General features: G+C 70.8%; 18 protein-coding genes. 5 read left to right on the top strand and 13 right to left on the bottom strand.

All coding sequences use genetic code 11. The features are described from left to right. Positions 1-7: 7 nt before the first annotated feature. Positions 8-640: a sulfite oxidase-like oxidoreductase gene (locus tag AQJ67_RS13710; RefSeq protein ID WP_062718982.1), complete on the bottom strand. Its 633-nt coding sequence runs from the start codon at positions 638-640 to the stop codon at positions 8-10. Between the two features lie 176 nt (positions 641-816). Here AQJ67_RS13710 and bfr point away from each other — a divergent pair, with 176 nt between their 5' ends. After that, positions 817-1293, top strand: coding sequence for a bacterioferritin (gene bfr, locus AQJ67_RS13705; protein ID WP_062702861.1), 477 nt, complete (start codon positions 817-819; stop codon positions 1291-1293). Positions 1294-1315: 22 nt separating this feature from the next. Here the strand turns inward: bfr and AQJ67_RS13700 are convergent, their stop codons facing one another. Further along, positions 1316-1576 carry a (2Fe-2S)-binding protein gene (locus AQJ67_RS13700; RefSeq protein ID WP_062718981.1) on the bottom strand — a complete coding sequence of 87 codons (261 nt, stop codon included), beginning with the start codon at positions 1574-1576 and terminating at the stop codon, positions 1316-1318. 119 nt (positions 1577-1695) lie between these two features. Then, positions 1696-3048: a class II 3-deoxy-7-phosphoheptulonate synthase gene (locus tag AQJ67_RS13695; protein WP_062718980.1), complete on the bottom strand. Its 1353-nt coding sequence runs from the start codon at positions 3046-3048 to the stop codon at positions 1696-1698. Positions 3049-3160: 112 nt separating this feature from the next. Between AQJ67_RS13695 and AQJ67_RS50665 the strand changes: the two genes are divergently transcribed. Next, positions 3161-3217: a trp operon leader peptide gene (locus AQJ67_RS50665; RefSeq protein WP_071528813.1), complete on the top strand. Its 57-nt coding sequence runs from the start codon at positions 3161-3163 to the stop codon at positions 3215-3217. A gap of 116 nt (positions 3218-3333) precedes the next feature. Further along, complete coding sequence (locus tag AQJ67_RS13690) at positions 3334-5190, top strand: anthranilate synthase family protein (protein WP_062718979.1); 1857 nt, start codon at positions 3334-3336, stop codon at positions 5188-5190. A 49-nt stretch (positions 5191-5239) separates the two neighbouring features. Here AQJ67_RS13690 and AQJ67_RS13685 read toward each other — a convergent pair whose 3' ends face one another. The 4 genes from AQJ67_RS13685 to AQJ67_RS13670 form a co-directional block, all read right to left on the bottom strand. Then, on the bottom strand, positions 5240-6268 hold the full coding sequence (locus AQJ67_RS13685; protein ID WP_062718978.1) for a 6-phosphofructokinase: 1029 nt from the start codon (positions 6266-6268) through the stop codon (positions 5240-5242). A 151-nt stretch (positions 6269-6419) separates the two neighbouring features. Then, complete coding sequence (locus AQJ67_RS13680) at positions 6420-7121, bottom strand: response regulator (protein WP_062718977.1); 702 nt, start codon at positions 7119-7121, stop codon at positions 6420-6422. Next, positions 7118-8347, bottom strand: a complete 1230-nt coding sequence (macS, locus tag AQJ67_RS13675; RefSeq protein ID WP_062718976.1) for a MacS family sensor histidine kinase — start codon at positions 8345-8347, stop codon at positions 7118-7120. Before macS ends, AQJ67_RS13680 begins: the two co-directional genes overlap by 4 nt. 67 nt (positions 8348-8414) lie before the next feature. Further along, positions 8415-9149 carry a lysophospholipid acyltransferase family protein gene (locus tag AQJ67_RS13670; protein WP_079055974.1) on the bottom strand — a complete coding sequence of 245 codons (735 nt, stop codon included), beginning with the start codon at positions 9147-9149 and terminating at the stop codon, positions 8415-8417. Between the two features lie 177 nt (positions 9150-9326). On the opposite strand from AQJ67_RS13670, the gene AQJ67_RS13665 reads away from it, so the two are divergent. Both AQJ67_RS13665 and AQJ67_RS13660 read left to right on the top strand, forming a co-directional pair. Next, on the top strand, positions 9327-10106 hold the full coding sequence (locus tag AQJ67_RS13665) for an alpha/beta hydrolase (RefSeq protein ID WP_062718974.1): 780 nt from the start codon (positions 9327-9329) through the stop codon (positions 10104-10106). Beyond that, positions 10099-10800 (top strand): hypothetical protein, encoded by a 702-nt coding sequence (locus AQJ67_RS13660; RefSeq protein WP_062718973.1) that lies wholly within the window; start codon positions 10099-10101, stop codon positions 10798-10800. Before AQJ67_RS13665 ends, AQJ67_RS13660 begins: the two co-directional genes overlap by 8 nt. A gap of 16 nt (positions 10801-10816) precedes the next feature. On the opposite strand, the gene AQJ67_RS13655 is transcribed toward AQJ67_RS13660, so the two are convergent. The 6 genes from AQJ67_RS13655 to AQJ67_RS13630 form a co-directional block, all read right to left on the bottom strand. Continuing rightward, on the bottom strand, positions 10817-11563 hold the full coding sequence (locus AQJ67_RS13655; protein WP_062718972.1) for an endonuclease/exonuclease/phosphatase family protein: 747 nt from the start codon (positions 11561-11563) through the stop codon (positions 10817-10819). A gap of 112 nt (positions 11564-11675) precedes the next feature. Then, positions 11676-12629: an ROK family glucokinase gene (locus AQJ67_RS13650; RefSeq protein WP_062718971.1), complete on the bottom strand. Its 954-nt coding sequence runs from the start codon at positions 12627-12629 to the stop codon at positions 11676-11678. 117 nt (positions 12630-12746) lie between these two features. Continuing rightward, positions 12747-13250: a DUF5304 domain-containing protein gene (locus tag AQJ67_RS13645; protein ID WP_062718970.1), complete on the bottom strand. Its 504-nt coding sequence runs from the start codon at positions 13248-13250 to the stop codon at positions 12747-12749. A 57-nt stretch (positions 13251-13307) separates the two neighbouring features. After that, positions 13308-14486 (bottom strand): ArsA family ATPase, encoded by a 1179-nt coding sequence (locus tag AQJ67_RS13640; protein WP_062718969.1) that lies wholly within the window; start codon positions 14484-14486, stop codon positions 13308-13310. Between the two features lie 182 nt (positions 14487-14668). Further along, complete coding sequence (locus AQJ67_RS13635; RefSeq protein WP_030047664.1) at positions 14669-15109, bottom strand: SRPBCC family protein; 441 nt, start codon at positions 15107-15109, stop codon at positions 14669-14671. Positions 15110-15210: 101 nt separating this feature from the next. Next, a complete protein-coding gene (locus tag AQJ67_RS13630; RefSeq protein WP_079055947.1) occupies positions 15211-16008 on the bottom strand; it encodes a metallophosphoesterase family protein in 798 nt (265 codons plus the stop codon). Between the last annotated feature and the right edge of the window lie 58 nt (positions 16009-16066).

The raw sequence follows: 16066 nt of genomic DNA, 5'->3' as shown, positions 1-16066 counted from the left end.
CCGGGAGTCAGAGCTCGGGCCCGTCCCCGGGCTCCTCCTGGTACGAGTACCGCTGTTCCTTCCAGGGGTCGCCGATGTTGTGGTAGCCGCGCTCCTCCCAGAAGCCGCGGCGATCGGCGGTCATGTACTCGACGCCCCGGACCCACTTGGGCCCCTTCCAGGCGTACAGATGGGGGACGACCAGGCGGAGCGGGAAACCGTGCTCCGCCGTGAGCAGTTCGCCGTCCTTGTGGGTGGCGAAGATCGCGCGCTCGGAGGCGAAGTCGGCGAGGCGCAGGTTGGAGCTGAAGCCGTACTCGGCCCACACCATCACATGGGTGACGGCCGGCGCGGGCGGGGCGATCTCCAGGATCGTCCGGGCCGGAATGCCGCCCCACTCCGCACCGAGCATGCTGAACTTGGTGACGCAGTGCAGATCGGCGAGGACGGTCTTGTACGGCAGGGCCGTGAACTCCTCGTGGGTCCAGCAGTGCTTCTCACCGTCGGCGGTCGCCCCGAACACCCTGAACTCCCAGCGTTCGGGCCGGAACTTGGGGACCGGCCCGTAGTGGGTGACGGGCCAGCCGCGCTGCACCCGCTGTCCCGGCGGGAGCTCGGAGTGTGCTGCTGCTCCACCTTCGCGCTCCACCGGCTGACCCATGACTCCATCCTGACAGACCTGGGGCAGTGCACCTGACCACACCCCTCCCCAATTCACCTCATAACGGACTAAGCATGCCCTAACTTACTAAGTGAAGACTTACTGGACGATCTTCGCTGCCGGTGCAATCATGCGGCGCAACCTCCCAGTTCCCCCGCGTGGAAGGAGCCTCTGCGATGCAGGGCGACCCCGAGGTCCTCGAATTCCTGAACGAGCAGCTGACCGGCGAGCTGACGGCGATCAACCAGTACTGGCTGCACTACCGGATCCAGGACAACAAAGGCTGGACGAAGCTCGCCAAGTACACGCGTGAAGAGTCCATCGATGAGATGAAGCACGCGGACAAGATCACCGAGCGCATCCTCATGCTGGACGGCCTGCCCAACTACCAGCGCCTGTTCCATGTGCGGGTCGGTCAGACGGTCACCGAGATGTTCCAGGCCGACCGGCAGGTCGAGGTCGAGGCGATCGACCGCCTCAAGCGGGGTATCGAGGTGATGCGCACCAAGGGCGACATCACGTCCGCGAATCTCTTCGAGTCGATCCTCGAGGACGAGGAGCATCACATCGACTACCTGGACACCCAGCTGGAGCTCATCGACAAGCTGGGTGAGGCGCTGTACATCGCGCAGCAGATCGAGCAGCCGAGCTAGGGAGCCGACGAGCCGAGCGGAACTACGCCGCGTCCGCCAGGTCGGTGAGCACCGGCTTGCCCTGATCGGCCAGGTCACGGCGGGGGCACGCGCCCCGGCCCAGGATCGCCTGGATCCGGCGTACGCACGATCCGCAGTCGGTGCCGGCCTTGCAGGCGGACGCTATCTGGCGGGGCGTACAGGCGCCGTCCTCCGCGTGCTTCTTGACCTGCTGCTCGGTGACACCGAAGCAACTGCAGACGTACACGCGGATCACCTCCCGCCGGGATCGAAGTCGTGCCATCCCCTTGATCGGTGAGGCTAACCTAACCTTACCCGGCTCACAGGAACGGTAAAAGTGCTGTGGGGCGCGGATCGAATGTGATCCGCGCCCCACTCACGTCCCTGTGACAGGCGATCCCGTCACTGGTCCCGGTACATCTCCGCGACGAGGAAGGCCAGGTCCAGCGACTGGCTGCGGTTGAGCCGCGGGTCGCAGGCCGTCTCGTAACGCTGGTGCAGGTCGTCGACGAAGATCTCGTCGCCGCCGCCCACGCACTCGGTGACGTCGTCGCCCGTGAGCTCCACGTGGATGCCGCCCGGGTGGGTGCCGAGGGCCTTGTGGACCTCGAAGAAGCCCTTGACCTCGTCGAGCACGTCGTCGAAGCGGCGGGTCTTGTGACCGGAGGCCGCCTCGAAGGTGTTGCCGTGCATCGGGTCGGTCACCCAGGCCACCGTCGCACCGGACGCGGTGACCTTCTCGACCAGCTCGGGGAGCTTGTCGCGGACCTTGTCGGCGCCCATGCGGACGATGAAGGTCAGCCGCCCCGGCTCACGGTCGGGGTCCAGGCGCTCGATGTACTGCAGCGCCTCCTCGGCCGTCGTCGTCGGGCCGAGCTTGATGCCGATCGGGTTGCGGATCTTCGAGGCGAACTCGATGTGCGCGTGGTCCAGCTGCCGGGTGCGCTCGCCGATCCACACCATGTGCGCCGAGACGTCGTACAGCTGCCCGGTGCGGGAGTCGACCCTGGTCAGGGCGGACTCGTAGTCGAGCAGCAGCGCCTCGTGCGAGGAGTAGAACTCGACGGTCTTGAACTCCTCCGGGTCGGCCCCGCAGGCGTGCATGAAGTTCAGCGCCTGGTCGATCTCGCGCGCCAGCTGCTCGTAGCGCTGGCCCGACGGGGACGACTTCACGAAGTCCTGGTTCCAGGCGTGCACCTGCCGCAGGTCGGCGTAGCCGCCGGTGGTGAAGGCGCGCACCAGGTTGAGCGTGGAGGCGGACGCGTTGTACATCCGCTTCAGGCGCTCGGGGTCCGGGATCCGGGCGGCCTCGTTGAAGTCGAAGCCGTTGACCGAGTCGCCGCGGTACGTCGGCAGCGTCACGCCGTCGCGGGTCTCGGTGCCCTTGGAGCGCGGCTTGGAGTACTGGCCGGCGATACGGCCGACCTTCACGACCGGCACCGAGGCGGCGTACGTCAGCACGGCGCCCATCTGGAGCAGGGTCTTGAGCTTGTTGCGGATGTGGTCGGCGGACACCGCGTCGAAGGCCTCGGCGCAGTCGCCGCCCTGGAGGAGGAACGCCTCTCCCTTGGCGACGGCCGCCATCCGGGCGCGCAGCTGATCGCACTCGCCCGCGAAGACGAGCGGCGGATACGACTCCAGCTCCGCAACGACTGCGCGCAGAGCCTCGGTGTCGGGGTACTCGGGCTGCTGCGCCGCGGGCAGGTCTCGCCAGGTGTTGCCAGCACTCGCGCTGGTCTTAGCGTTCACGGTCACGCACTCAACATTACGGGGTCGTGTCGGGCGTCCTGCCCCATGCCCAGCAATTGAGACACGGGGTACACGACCTGGACATGGCGTGACCCGGCCATGGGGTAGGGTGCCTGGCATGTTCGCGCACTCGACCCAGAACTGGTGGTGGACCGCTCATCCGGCGGCCCACTGATCGCGCGTACGACAGACTTCGCGAAGGCCGCCCGAGGGGCGGCCTTCGGCGTTTCCCGGGGTCCGTTCCTCTCCGACTGAGCACCACCGAGTCTCACTGAGAAGGAGCACGGACCCATGAACCTGCTCGGCTTGCCGGACGATCCCCGTCCGTTCGCCCTGCTGCGCCGCCGCACCCCGGGCCAGGACCACGATACGGTCGAGGTCCTCATCGGCCCGGTCACCACGTACGACCGCCTGGCCGACCTCCCCGACGAGGGCCTGGCCCTCGTCCCCTTCCGGCAGATCCGCGAGCGCGGCTTCGACGTCCGCGACGACGGCACCCCGCTGACGGTGCTGACCCCCGAAGAGACCTACGCCGTCCCGCTCGCCGACGCCCTGGAGCAGCTCCCGGCCCACGCCGTGCGGGTCGAGGACGGTGGCTTCGACGTCGCCGACGAGGAGTACCGCGAGATCGTCGGGCGTGTGCTGCGGGACGAGATCGGACGCGGCGAGGGCGCGAACTTCGTGATCCGGCGGACGTACGAGGGGCAGATCCCGGGGTTCGGACGGGCCGACGCGCTGGCGCTGTTCCGGCGGCTGCTGGAGGGCGAGCGGGGCGCGTACTGGACGTTCGTCGTGCACACCGGGGAGCGCACGCTGGTCGGGGCGAGCCCCGAGGTGCACGTCCGCATGTCCGGCGGAACCGTCGTGATGAACCCGATCAGCGGGACGTACCGCTATCCCGCCGACGGCCCCACCCCCGACCGCCTGCTCGACTTCCTCGCCGACGGCAAGGAGATCGAGGAGCTGTCGATGGTCGTCGACGAGGAGCTCAAGATGATGTGCACCGTCGGTGACATGGGCGGGGTCGTGGTCGGGCCCCGGCTGAAGGAGATGGCGCACCTCGCGCACACCGAGTACGAGCTGCGCGGGAAGTCCTCGCTGGATGTGCGGGAGGTCCTGAAGGAGACCATGTTCGCGGCGACGGTCACCGGCTCGCCCGTGCAGAACGCCTGCCGGGTGATCGAGCGGCACGAGGTCGGCGGGCGCGGCTACTACGCCGGGGCGCTGGCCATGATCGGCCGCGACTCCGGCGGCGCGCAGACCCTGGACTCCCCCATCCTCATCCGCACCGCCGACATCGACGCCGGCGGCGGGCTGCGGGTGCCGGTCGGCGCGACGCTGGTGCGCGGCTCGGACCCGGCGAGCGAGGTCGCGGAGACCCACGCGAAGGCGGCGGGGGTCCTGGCGGCTCTCGGCGTACGACCGTCCCGGCCCCGTGCGGAGCACGCGCGCGTGCGTCTCGCCGACGACCCACGCGTGCGTGCCGCCCTCGACGGGCGCCGGGCCTCGCTGGCCCCGTTCTGGCTGCGGATGCAGGAGCCCTCCGAGGAGCTGACCGGACACGCCCTGGTCGTCGACGGCGAGGACACCTTCACAGCGATGCTCGCGCATGTGCTGCGGTCGAGCGGGCTGGAGGTGAACGTCCGGCGCTACGACGAGGACGGGCTGCGGGAGGCGGTCCTCGCGCACGAGGGACCGGTCGTGCTGGGCCCCGGCCCCGGTGATCCCTCCGACCTCACCGACCCCAAGATGCGCTTCCTGCGCGACCTCACCGCCCAGGTCATCCGCGGCCACCGGCACGGCGTGCTCGGCGTCTGCCTCGGGCACGAGCTGATCGCGGCCGAGCTGGGGCTGGAGATCGTACGGAAGGAAGTGCCGTACCAGGGGGCGCAGACGACGATCGACCTGTTCGGGCGGCCGGAGACCGTCGGCTTCTACAACAGCTTCGTGGCGCGCTGCGACGACGAGGTGGCCGAGGAGCTGGGCGCGCACGGCATCGAGATCAGCAGGGCCGGCAACGGGGAGGTGCATGCCGTACGGGGGTCCGGGTTCGCCGGGGTGCAGTTCCACCCGGAGTCCGTCCTGACGCTGAACGGGACAGCCGTCGTACGGGAGTTGGTCGGTCAGCTGCGGAACACGACCGTCTAGTCGTCGGGTCGGTCGTCCGGGCCCCCCGGACGACCGACCCGGCGTGCCGTCAGCCGAAGAACACCCCGACCTCGTCGTACAGCTTCGGATCCACCGTCTTCAGCTTGGCCGTCGCCTCCCCGATCGGGACGCGGACGATGTCGGTGCCGCGCAGGGCGACCATCTTGCCGAAGTCGCGGTCGCGTACGGCCTCGATGGCGTGCAGCCCGAAGCGGGTGGCGAGCCAGCGGTCGAAGGCGCTCGGGGTGCCGCCGCGCTGGATGTGGCCGAGGACCGTCGTACGGGCTTCCTTGCCGGTGCGCTTCTCGATCTCCTTGGCCAGCCATTCGCCGACGCCGGAGAGCCGGACGTGTCCGAAGGAGTCCAGCGACTCGTCCTTGAGGACCATGTCGCCGTCCTTGGGCATGGCGCCCTCGGCGACGACCACGATGGGGGCGTACGACGCCTTGAAGCGGGAGGTGATCCAGGCGCAGACCTTGTCGACGTCGAAGCGCTGCTCGGGGATGAGGATGACGTTGGCGCCGCCGGCCAGCCCGGAGTGGATGGCGATCCAGCCGGCGTGACGGCCCATCACCTCGCAGACCAGGACGCGCATATGGGACTCGGCGGTGGTGTGCAGGCGGTCGATCGCCTCGGTCGCGATGCCGACGGCGGTGTCGAAGCCGAAGGTGTAGTCGGTCGCGGACAGGTCGTTGTCGATCGTCTTGGGTACGCCGACGCAGGGCACACCGTACTCGTCGGACAGCCGGGCGGCGACGCCGAGGGTGTCCTCGCCGCCGATCGCGATGAGCGCCTCGACCTCCTGTTTGGCGAGGTTCTCCTTGATGCGCCGGATGCCGTCCTCCTGCTTGAGGGGGTTGGTGCGCGAGGAGCCGAGGATGGTGCCGCCGCGGGGCAGGATGCCGCGCACGGCGGGGATGTCGAGACGGATGGTGTCGTTCTCGAGCGGACCTCGCCAGCCGTCCCGGAAGCCGACGAAGTCGTAGCCGTACTCCTGCACGCCCTTGCGGACGACGGCCCGGATGACGGCGTTGAGACCGGGGCAGTCGCCGCCTCCGGTCAGTACTCCGACCCGCATGGAAATGTCCCTTCGCCACGGTTGCCTGGTGAGGCCACGCTAATGGTGAGCCAGGTCACAACGGGATGGGTCGGAACGGCAATTCCGGTGAACCGCCGGGTGTTCGGTTTACGCGCCGCCCATACATGACGAACATCGGACGGCCGATGGATCACTCGTCGTCGAGGCCGCGCTCTATCGCGTACCGCACCAGCTCCACCCGGTTGTGCAGCTGGAGTTTGCCGAGGGTGTTCTGGACGTGGTTCTGGACCGTGCGGTGGGAGATGACCAGGCGTTCGGCGATCTGCTTGTAGCTCAGGCCCTTGGCGACGAGCCGCAGCACCTCGGTCTCGCGCTCGGTGAGCTGCGGGGCCTTCGGCTGGTCGGCGTCGGGGGCGGCGGGCCCCGGGTCGGAGGCGAGGCGGCGGTACTCGCCGAGGACCAGACCGGCCAGGCCCGGCGTGAACACCGGGTCGCCGACGGCCGTACGGCGCACCGCGTCGAGGAGTTCCTCCGTCGAGGCCGACTTCAGCAGATAGCCGGTTGCGCCCGACTTCACGGCTTCCAGGACGTCGGCGTGCTCGCCGCTCGCGGACAGCACCAGGACGCGCAGGGCGGGGTTGTGGGCGACCAGTTCCTTGCAGACCTGGACGCCGGGCTTGGCGGGCAGGTTGAGGTCCAGCACGAGGACGTCGGGGGCGGCGGCCTTGGCGCGGCGGACGGCCTGGTCGCCGTCGCCCGCCGTGGCGACCACGTCGAGGCCGGACTCGGCCAGGTCGCGGGCGACCGCGTCGCGCCACATGGGGTGGTCGTCGACCACCATGACCTTGATGGGGCCCTGCTGTGCGTCCTGCCCGTTCGCGGTGTCCGTCATCGCTGTCCCGCCTTCCCCCGTGAAGCGCTGTCGGCCTTCGGTACTTTCAGTTCCACTTCGGTGCCCTGACCCGGCACCGAGATCAGCTCGGCGCTGCCGCCGAGGTCCCGCAGCCGCCCCCGGATCGACAGGGCGACACCGAGGCGGCCCTCGCCCTCGGCCTGGGCGAGCCGACCTTCGGGGATGCCGGGTCCGTCGTCCCGGACGGTGACGATCACCTCGTCGGGCTCGTCCTCGACGAGGATCCACGCACGCGCGTGCTCCCCCGCGTGTCTGCGGACGTTGTCCAGGGCCGCCCCCACGGCCGCGGCCAGCTCCCGCGCGGCGGCCGGGGCCAGCGTCACGGGCGCGCCGGGCTCGGCGAGGCTGACCTTGGCGCCGGCGTACGGGGCGAGCAGCGCGCGCAGATCGACGGGACCGGTGGAGTCGTCCGGCTCCTCCACGGCGACCACGACGGCCCCCTCGGCGGCGTCGTCCGACACCCGCGACACCGGCACCAGGCCGCCCGAGACCAGCGTGCGCAGCGCGACCTCCTGCTCGCCGGCCATCCGGCCCAGCTCGGCCGCCTCGCCGCCGATCACGGCGCCGCGCCGCTGCACCATCGCCAGCACCTGGAGCACGCTGTCGTGGATGTCCCGCGCGAGCCGCTCCCGCTCCCGGGTCGCCGCCTCGATCTCCAGCGCGCGGGCCAGGGTGCGCTCGGAGGCGCGGGCGACCTCGACGACGTAGCCGATGGCGATGGAGGCGATCCAGACGAGCAGCACCATGTGGACGGTGTCGCGGGTCGGTACGCCGGAGCGGTGGACCAGGTTGGCGGCGGCGACCAGCGTGGAGGCGAAGGCCGCCCAGCGCCAGCCGCCCTTGATGGCGAACGCGAGCACGGCGCCCGCGGTCCATATCGACGGCAGGGTCGGGGCCCCGGCCTCGATCCGCGCGGGCGTCTCGGCGAGCCGGGTGAGCAGGATGCCGGCCAGGGCGATGGTGAGGTCGACGGCGAGGAAGCGCTTGGTGCAGCTCGCGGCGTTCGCCACCCGGGGCAGGGTGGCCAGGGTCCACACGGCCAGTACGGCGTAATAGGCGATGGCCACCCAGGGGCGGGCGATCTCGTCGTAGGCGCTGATGAAGAGCCCGATCGCGTACACCATGGTCAGCACCCGGTAGCCGGCAAGCGCACGCCACAGCGGCTGCTCGACCGACATCCTCATGACCAGCTCGCGCTTGGCCATTCCCCCACCCCCGTTTTCGAGTCGCCCGCCCGGACTGCCTGCCGGGCCCCCGAGCGCTCTCGTCCGCCTACTTCGGCTTCTTCGCCTGTTCCTTCTTCGACTGTTCCTTCTCGGCCTTCGCGGCATCCGCGATCTGCCGCTTGGCGGCCGTCGCGTACATGTCGACGTACTCCTGGCCGGAGAGCTTCATGATCTCGTACATGACCTCGTCGGTCAGCGCGCGGAGCACGAAGCGGTCGTGCTCCATGCCCTGGTACCGGCTGAAGTCCAGGGGCTTGCCGATCCGGATGCCCGGTCGCATGAGCTTGGGCATGACCTGGCCGGGCGGCTGGATCTTCTCCGTGTCGATCATGGCGACCGGGATGACCGGCGCCCCGGTGGCGAGTGCCACGCGCGCGAGGCCGCCGGGCTTGCCCCGGTAGAGCCGCCCGTCGGGCGAGCGCGTGCCCTCCGGGTAGATGCCGAACAGCTCACCGCGCTCCAGCACCTCTATGCCGCTCTTGATCGCCGCCTCGCCCGCCCCGCGCGCCCCGGAGCGGTCCACGGGCAGCTGGCCGACGCCCTTGAAGAACGCGGCCGTCATCCGGCCTTTGACGCCGGGCGTCGTGAAGTACTCGGCCTTCGCGATGAAGGTCACCTTGCGGTCGAGGACCGCGGGCAGGAAGAACGAGTCGGAGAAGGAGAGGTGATTGCTCGCCAGGATCGCGGGCCCGTCTTCCGGAATGTTCTCCAGGCCCTCCACCCAGGGCCGGAAGGCGACCTTCAACGGTCCCCCGATGGCCACCTTCATCGCGCCGTACAACAACCGAGTGCCTCCTGTGTCTGTCGATCAGACCTTAACCCGGGGCACTGTCAATGAGTCCGACGGCCCTGGTCGGTGTCAGTGCGGTCGCGTACGGTGAACCACACCTGGCAGTACCGATGTGCGGGCTGTGCCGCGCGTCCTTGTCCGTCCTTCTCACGAACAGGAGACCGTAAGGTGCCGGTCCTTCCTGGAGCCGAGCCGTACCGCCGCGAGGGCGGGGAGACCGGGGTCCTCCTCTGCCACGGCTTCACCGGTTCCCCCCAGTCGCTGCGACCCTGGGCGGCGTATCTCGCCGAGCGCGGGCACACCGTCTCGCTGCCGCTGCTGCCCGGCCACGGCACGCGCTGGGAGGACATGCGGCTCACAGGCTGGCAGGACTGGTACGCCGAGGTGGACCGCGAGCTGCGCAGTCTGCGCGACCGCTGCGCCCGGGTCTTCGTGGCCGGCCTCTCCATGGGCGGCACCCTGGCCCTGCGGCTGGCTGCCAAGCACGGGGAGGGCGTCGCGGGCGTGCTCGTCGTCAACCCGGCGAACAAGGTGCACGGACTGTCCGCGTACACCCTGCCGGTGTCCCGCCACTTCGTCCGTACGGCACCGGGGATCGTGAGCGACATCGCCAAGGAGGGCGGCGTGGAGATCGGGTACGACCGGGTGCCGCTGCACGCGGCCCACTCGCTGCGGAACTTCTTCCGGCTGGTCGACGGCGAGTTGCCGCAGGTCACGCAGCCGCTGCTGCTTCTGCGCAGCGCCCAGGACCATACGGTGCCGGCGGCGGACTCGGCCCGGATCCTGAGCCGGGTGTCGTCCACGGACGTAACGGAGATCGTGCTGGAACAGAGCTATCACGTGGCGACGTTGGACCATGACGCGGACCGGATCTTCGAGCAGAGCATCGGCTTCATCGACCGGCTCGCTACCGGCGTCGGCAGAGAAGGGACGACTGCACGTGGCTGAGCACGACTCCGACCGCGAGAAGCGTGAGGACAGCGACGATCGCGAGCCGGAAGAGCAGCACGTCCCGTTCGACGAGGACGCTGCCTGGGCCGCGATCGTCGCCGGGTACGGCGAGGAGCCGCCGGACCCGCCGGGCTCGAAGCCGTTCAAGTCGGTGGAGAACCTGGCGCTGCTGGAGTCCGACACCAACGACGGGCCGAACGGCGCGACGAGCGACGGGACGGACGGGGACCGTAAGCCCGAAAAGGGCGAAAAGGGCGAAAAGGGCGAGAAGGGCGAGAAGAGCGAGAACGGCGCGAAGGCCCAGCAGGTCGAGGAGCCCACGGGCGACCGGGACGACAAGCCGGTCAAGCCGCTGGGCAGCTCCGTCTCCTTCGCCCCCGGCGTCGGCCCGCGTGACTACAGCGTGCCCGAGCCGTCCGAGGAGGACTTCGACGCGGACGACGAGGGCCACTTCGTCCCGCCGGAGCCGCCGCCGCTGCCCGCCGCCGACGCGACCGCGAAGTTCGCCTGGCTCGGCGTGATCGGCGGACCGATCCTGCTGCTGCTCGCCGTCCTGCTCGGCTGGGACATGACGTGGTGGCTGGCGACGCTGGGCATCGGCGGCTTCCTGGGCGGGTTCGGCACGCTGGTGATGCGGATGAAGACGGACGACGAGGACGACGACGACCCGGGGCGGGGCGCGGTCGTCTAGAACGCTCCGGGACGCGCTAGGACGCCGGAACCCTGAGGGCGGCCAGGACCGGCAGGTGGTCCGTGGCCGCCCTCAGGTCTGTCTCCGTCACATCGGGGTGGCCCACGGGCACCCCGCAGCCCAGCACCTCGATGCCCTTGGTGGCGAAGATCGCATCGATGCGCTGGTGCGGGTCGGCCGGGGTCGAGGTGTACTCGGCGCCCCAGGGGGCGGTGGCCCAGCAGTCCTGGAGGTCGTCGGCCATGCGGCGGAAGGTGCGGCCGGCGGGGCGTTCGTTCAGGTCGCCGCCCGCGACAGCGTGCTCCACACCCATGCCGGCGAGCCGGTCGAGCAGCATGCCGCCCTGCTCCTGACGCTCGTCCTTCTGCAGGGAGAGGTGGCAGCTGAGGACGCCCAGGCGGGCGGCGCCGAACCGGACCACCGCTGTGGCGAAGCCGCGCCGGTGGAGGCCGGGGGTGAGAGGGAGGAGTACGTCTTCCGTGCGTTCGACCGTGGCCCGCAGGTTGCACAGGACGGCTGGGCCTGCTGCCGTGGCGCCACCGGTGAGGATCACGAGGTTCGCCGCGCGGGCCAGACGGGAGAGTTTCTTGCGCCAGCGGAAGAAGCGGGGGGCTTCCTGGATGAGGACCAGGTCGGGGGCGCAGGCGGTGATGACGCGGGCGAGGGCGTCGGTGTCGTCGCGCATGGAGCGGATGTTGTAGCTCAGTACGCGGATGAGGGCTGAACCGTCGGGGTCTGTGCGGGACTCAGGGAGCAGCGCCATGTGGATCAATGTACGCCCAAGGGGGCGGGGCGCGAGGATCGTTGGCGACAGCCGGGACGTCGTGGCTGGTCGCGCAGTTCCCCGCGCCCCTGGGGGTTCGCCCCAGCGTCCCTTACATGATCGGGTCGGGCTCCCTGGCCAGGTCCGCCGCGCCCACCAGCCCCGCCTTGTTGCCCAGCTGGGCGGCGATGACGTCGGCGACCGGGCGCCAGTTGCCGCCTACGAGCCAGCGCTTGTAGGACTTGCGGATGGGGTCGAGGACCAGTTCGCCCTCGTCCGAGAGGCCGCCGCCGACGATGAAGGCGGACGGGTCGAAGAGGGAGGCCAGGTCGGCGAGGCCGGCGCCGGCCCAGCGGGCGAGTTCGCGGTAGGAGTCGACGGCGACCGGGTCGCCCTGGCGGGCGGCCATGGAGATGTGCTTGCCCTCGATGCCGTCGGGGCTGCCGTCGCCGAGGCCGAGCAGGATCTCGGCGTGCTCCGGGGTGGCGTTGGCGCGCTGCTTGGCGTATCTGACCAGGGCGCGGCCGGAGGCGTACTGCTCCCAGCAGCCCTGCGAGCCGCAGCCGCACAGCAGGCCGTCCGGCACCATGCGGATGTGGCCGAACTCGGCGGCCACGCCGTAGTGCCCGCGGCGCAGCTTGTTGCCGATGATGATGCCGCCGCCGAGGCCGGTGCCCAGGGTGATGCAGATGACGTTGCGGTGGCCCTTGCCGGCGCCGAACTTGTACTCGCCCCACGCGGCGGCGTTGGCGTCGTTCTCCACGACGACCGGGAGGCCGACGCGGGCCTCGACCTTCTCCTTCAGCGGCTCGTTGCGCCAGTCGATGTTCGGGGCGAAGTACACCTCCGAGCGCTGGCGGTTGACGTATCCGGCCGCACCGATACCCACGCCGACGATCTCGTGCCCGGCGCGCGCGCCCTCCACCGCGGAGGCGATGGCGTCCACGATGCCCTCGGGCGTGCCCGGGGTCGGCACCTTGTGGGTCGAGAGGATGTTGCCTTCCTCGTCGACCACGCCGGCCGCGATCTTCGTGCCGCCGATGTCGACGCCGATGGTGAGTCCCATGAATCCCTCAGTTTCGGTCGAGCCCCGCTACGGCCAACCGTACCCGAGGCCCTGCCGTCGGGGCCCCGTCGTCCGCCCGGCGGACGGGGTCGGCCGACGGTTCCGGATCCGGGGGAATCAGTCCAGGTCGATGCGTTCTCCGGGACCGGCGTCGTCGCCCCGGTCGGGGCGGTCCGGGCGCTCGTCCAGGTCGTGCCCGCCGGTCTCCCGGGTGGTCCAGCGTCGTTCCTGGGCCTGGACCGCGGAGCGGTAGGCGGCGAGGAGTTCGCCGCCGGCCGCGGCGAGGTGGTCGAAGACGTCCGGGTTGCGCTCTATGACGGGCTCGACGGCCGCCTTGGCCTGCTCCACGACCTGCTTGACCACCTGCTGGGCGGCGGGTCCGGCGACCGCGCCGAGCAGCGGGGACTGGAGGGTGGACAGCTCGTCCGCGACGGCGTCGACGAGCTTGCGCAGTTCCTCGGCGGCGGCGCCCGGCTGCGGACCGTGCTGGGCGCGGCGGCGCGCCTTCTCCTCCGCGAGGTCCTCGGCGCACGCCGTCGCCCAGGCGTCGGCGTCGGTCGCCCGTGCCTCGTCGATCGCCTCGTGCTCTCCGGCGTCGGACGGGGGGAGCTCTTCGCTCATGACGGACTCCTGACTACGGTTCGTCTCTACGACGTTACCCGAACGGGCGTACCTGCTTCACCGTGCGCCCGGCCAGAGATCCGGGTCCGGCGCGAACCGGATCCGCAGCTCGCCGTCGCGCAGTGCGGCCCCGTCCACCCGGCACCGGCGCAGCGCGGACGGCAGCGGCACGATACGCCGGAACTGCCCCGCCGTGAGGACGAGTTCGTCGCCGCGCCGGATGAGGTCGAGCTCGTCGCGTACCGCGCCGGGCAGCGGGATGTGCCAGACGAGGACGCCGTCCTCGGCGAGCCGGTCGGTGACGGGCCACTCGACCGTGGACGACGTGTCGTTGACGGCCGGCACGGCGAGATCGGCGAGGTCATGGGCGCCGCGCGGGTCCCGCCCGAGGTGGGCGACGGCGTGGATGTCGTGGCCGTCCTCCCGCCACTCCTCCAGGGTCTTGCGCTGCTGGGCGACGGGCCCGTCGAGCCAGCTGCCCGGTACCGCCTCCGCCTCCGGCAGGACCCGGTTGGCGACCAGCAGGTCGGGGCGCAGGCCCCGCAGGGCGAGGGCGAGGCGGGCGGCCCGTACGGCGTCGGCGCCGCCCGGACCGGGCTCGGCGACCAGCCGTACGACGGTGTCCCGGTCGGCGACGACGGCCTCGACGGCGGCGAGGTCGACGTCCCAGCGGGCCGCGGTCTCGTACAGCCACTCCGCGGGCATCGGAACGCCGGCCAGCCGCCCCAGCACGGGCCGCAGCGCGCGGGCCGCCTGCCGCTCGGGCGGGAGCAGCCGGCGCAGATAGCGGCGCAGTTCCTCGGGGAGGGAGAGCAGGGCGAGGGCGTGCGGGGTGGCCGGCAGGTCGACGACGAGGAGGTCGTGGGCCTCGGCCAGCGCGGCGTCCCGCAGCGCCCGCAGCAGTGCGAGTTCCTCGGCGCCGGGCAGCGGAGTGACCTCTTCCGGGTCGAGCCGGGAGGCGCCGAGCAGGTCGAGCGCGGAGGAGGCACGCTCCTGGAAGGCGGCGAGGTCGTCCCGGAACCCGGTGGCCGCGTCGGGCCGCCACGCGGTGAGGTTCGCCGCGACCCGGCTCGGGGCCGGCCCCGTACTCGCGCCGAGTGCCGCGCCCAGGGTGTCGGTGCGGTCGGCACTCAGGACGAGGGTCCGGGTGCCCGCGCGGGCGGCGGCGAGCGCGGTGGCGGCCGCGACGGTGGTACGGCCGCTGCCGCCGGGGCCGGTGATCAGGATGGTGCGCATGGGGCTGAACCGTAACGGACGTCGGGGTTCAGCCCGGTTGGCAGGCACCCCCCAGCCCGTCCGGCGTTTGAGGACGAGGCCGTTCAGGCCGATGGGGGTCCAGGGGGCGCAGCCCCCTGGCGGGGTCGAAGGGGCGGAGCCCCTTCAAGGATGGGACGGGTAGGGGCGGCGGGGGCGAACCCCTACTTGCCCGACTCCACCCGCTTCTTCAGCCCCGCCAGCGCCCGGTCGATGATGACCTTCTCGGCCTTGCGCTTGATCATCCCCAGCATCGGGATCTTGACGTCCACCGTCAGCAGGTAGGTGACCTCGGTCGCCCCCGCCCCGGCCGGCTTCAGAATGTACGAGCCGTCGAGAGACCGCAGCATCTGGGACTTCACGAGCGTCCAGGAGACCTCGTTCTCGCCGGTCCAGGTGTATCCCAGGACCTGGTCGTCCTTGATCGCACCCGCGTCCATGACGAGCCGGACCTGCTCGGCACGGCCCTGGCCGTCGGTCTTGAGGACCTCCGCCTCCTTCACCTCACCGGTCCAGTCGGGGTAGCGCGCGAAGTCGGCGATCACCCCCATGACATCGGCCGGTGCCGCCTCGATCGTGATGCTCGAGCTGGTGTGTTCCGCCATCGCCGTGGCTCCTCCAGAAGCGGTCCGGTAAGAAGTCGTGGTGCGCACGCGTGCGCAGCGTGAAGGCTACCGCGCCCCCGACCAGCCGCCTTCACCCCACCTCACCACTCCAGCGCCCACGGCTTCCCCGATGCGGCGAAGTGCCCCACGTTCACACACTCCGTCGCCCCGATCCGCATCCGCCGGACGAGCGGCTGATGGACGTGCCCGAACAGGGAGTAGCGGGGTCGGGTCCGGCGAATCGCCTCCAGCAGCGCCTTGCTGCCCCGCTCGAAACGCCGCGCCACCGTGTCGTACACCAACTCGGGCACCTCCGGCGGAATGTGCGTGCAGAGCACGTCCACCTCCCCCAGGGCCTCGATCTTCGCGGCGTACTCCTCGTCGCTGATCTCGTAGGGCGTCCGCATCGGCGTGCGCAGGCCGCCGCCGACGAAGCCGAAGACCCAACCGCCGATCTCGACCCGCTCCCCGTCCAGCACGGTCGTGCCGGGTCCGGCGTACTCCGGCCACAGGGGCGGCATGTCGACATTGCCGTAGGTGGCGTACGTCGGTGTCGGGAACGCCGCGAACAGCTCGGCGTACTGCTTGCGCACCGCCTTCTCGATCACCGCACGCCGGTCCGAGCCGACTCCGGCCCACAGCCGCGCCCCGAGCTCGCGCGCCTCCTCGAAGCGCCGGGCGGTGCGCAGCTCCACGATGCGGTCGGCGTTCTCCACGCCGAACAGGTCGGGGAAGATGCCGCGCGAGTGGTCGGCGTAGTCCAGGAACAACACCAGGTCGCCCAGGCATATCAAGGCGTCCGCGCCTTCGCCGGCCCTGGCCAGGTCGCGGGCGTTGCCGTGTACGTCGCTGACCACGTGGACGCGGGTCCTGCGGTTTCCCGTCGGTGTCGGTGCCATGGCGATCAAGGGTAAGCGTGTGCGGCAAACGTGAACAGTGGCGGCCGAACCGATGGTT

The organism is Streptomyces caeruleatus (assembly GCF_001514235.1).
Classification (GTDB): Bacteria; Actinomycetota; Actinomycetes; order Streptomycetales; family Streptomycetaceae; genus Streptomyces; species Streptomyces caeruleatus.
The sequence above is the reverse complement of the archived record's forward strand: the minus strand, read 5'-3'. Positions and strand labels throughout refer to the sequence as shown.

What these genes read in the sequence shown, in the direction of transcription:
- AQJ67_RS13710 (WP_062718982.1), bottom strand. Translation starts at nt 640, where the DNA reads ATGGGTCAGCCGGTGGAGCGCGAAGGTGGAGCAGCAGCACACTCCGAG.
- bfr (WP_062702861.1), top strand. Translation starts at nt 817, where the DNA reads ATGCAGGGCGACCCCGAGGTCCTCGAATTCCTGAACGAGCAGCTGACC.
- AQJ67_RS13700 (WP_062718981.1), bottom strand. Translation starts at nt 1,576, where the DNA reads ATGGCACGACTTCGATCCCGGCGGGAGGTGATCCGCGTGTACGTCTGC.
- AQJ67_RS13690 (WP_062718979.1), top strand. Translation starts at nt 3,334, where the DNA reads ATGAACCTGCTCGGCTTGCCGGACGATCCCCGTCCGTTCGCCCTGCTG.
- AQJ67_RS13685 (WP_062718978.1), bottom strand. Translation starts at nt 6,268, where the DNA reads ATGCGGGTCGGAGTACTGACCGGAGGCGGCGACTGCCCCGGTCTCAAC.
- AQJ67_RS13680 (WP_062718977.1), bottom strand. Translation starts at nt 7,121, where the DNA reads ATGACGGACACCGCGAACGGGCAGGACGCACAGCAGGGCCCCATCAAG.
- macS (WP_062718976.1), bottom strand. Translation starts at nt 8,347, where the DNA reads ATGGCCAAGCGCGAGCTGGTCATGAGGATGTCGGTCGAGCAGCCGCTG.
- AQJ67_RS13655 (WP_062718972.1), bottom strand. Translation starts at nt 11,563, where the DNA reads ATGGCGCTGCTCCCTGAGTCCCGCACAGACCCCGACGGTTCAGCCCTC.
- AQJ67_RS13650 (WP_062718971.1), bottom strand. Translation starts at nt 12,629, where the DNA reads ATGGGACTCACCATCGGCGTCGACATCGGCGGCACGAAGATCGCGGCC.
- AQJ67_RS13645 (WP_062718970.1), bottom strand. Translation starts at nt 13,250, where the DNA reads ATGAGCGAAGAGCTCCCCCCGTCCGACGCCGGAGAGCACGAGGCGATC.
- AQJ67_RS13640 (WP_062718969.1), bottom strand. Translation starts at nt 14,486, where the DNA reads ATGCGCACCATCCTGATCACCGGCCCCGGCGGCAGCGGCCGTACCACC.
- AQJ67_RS13635 (WP_030047664.1), bottom strand. Translation starts at nt 15,109, where the DNA reads ATGGCGGAACACACCAGCTCGAGCATCACGATCGAGGCGGCACCGGCC.
- AQJ67_RS13630 (WP_079055947.1), bottom strand. Translation starts at nt 16,008, where the DNA reads ATGGCACCGACACCGACGGGAAACCGCAGGACCCGCGTCCACGTGGTC.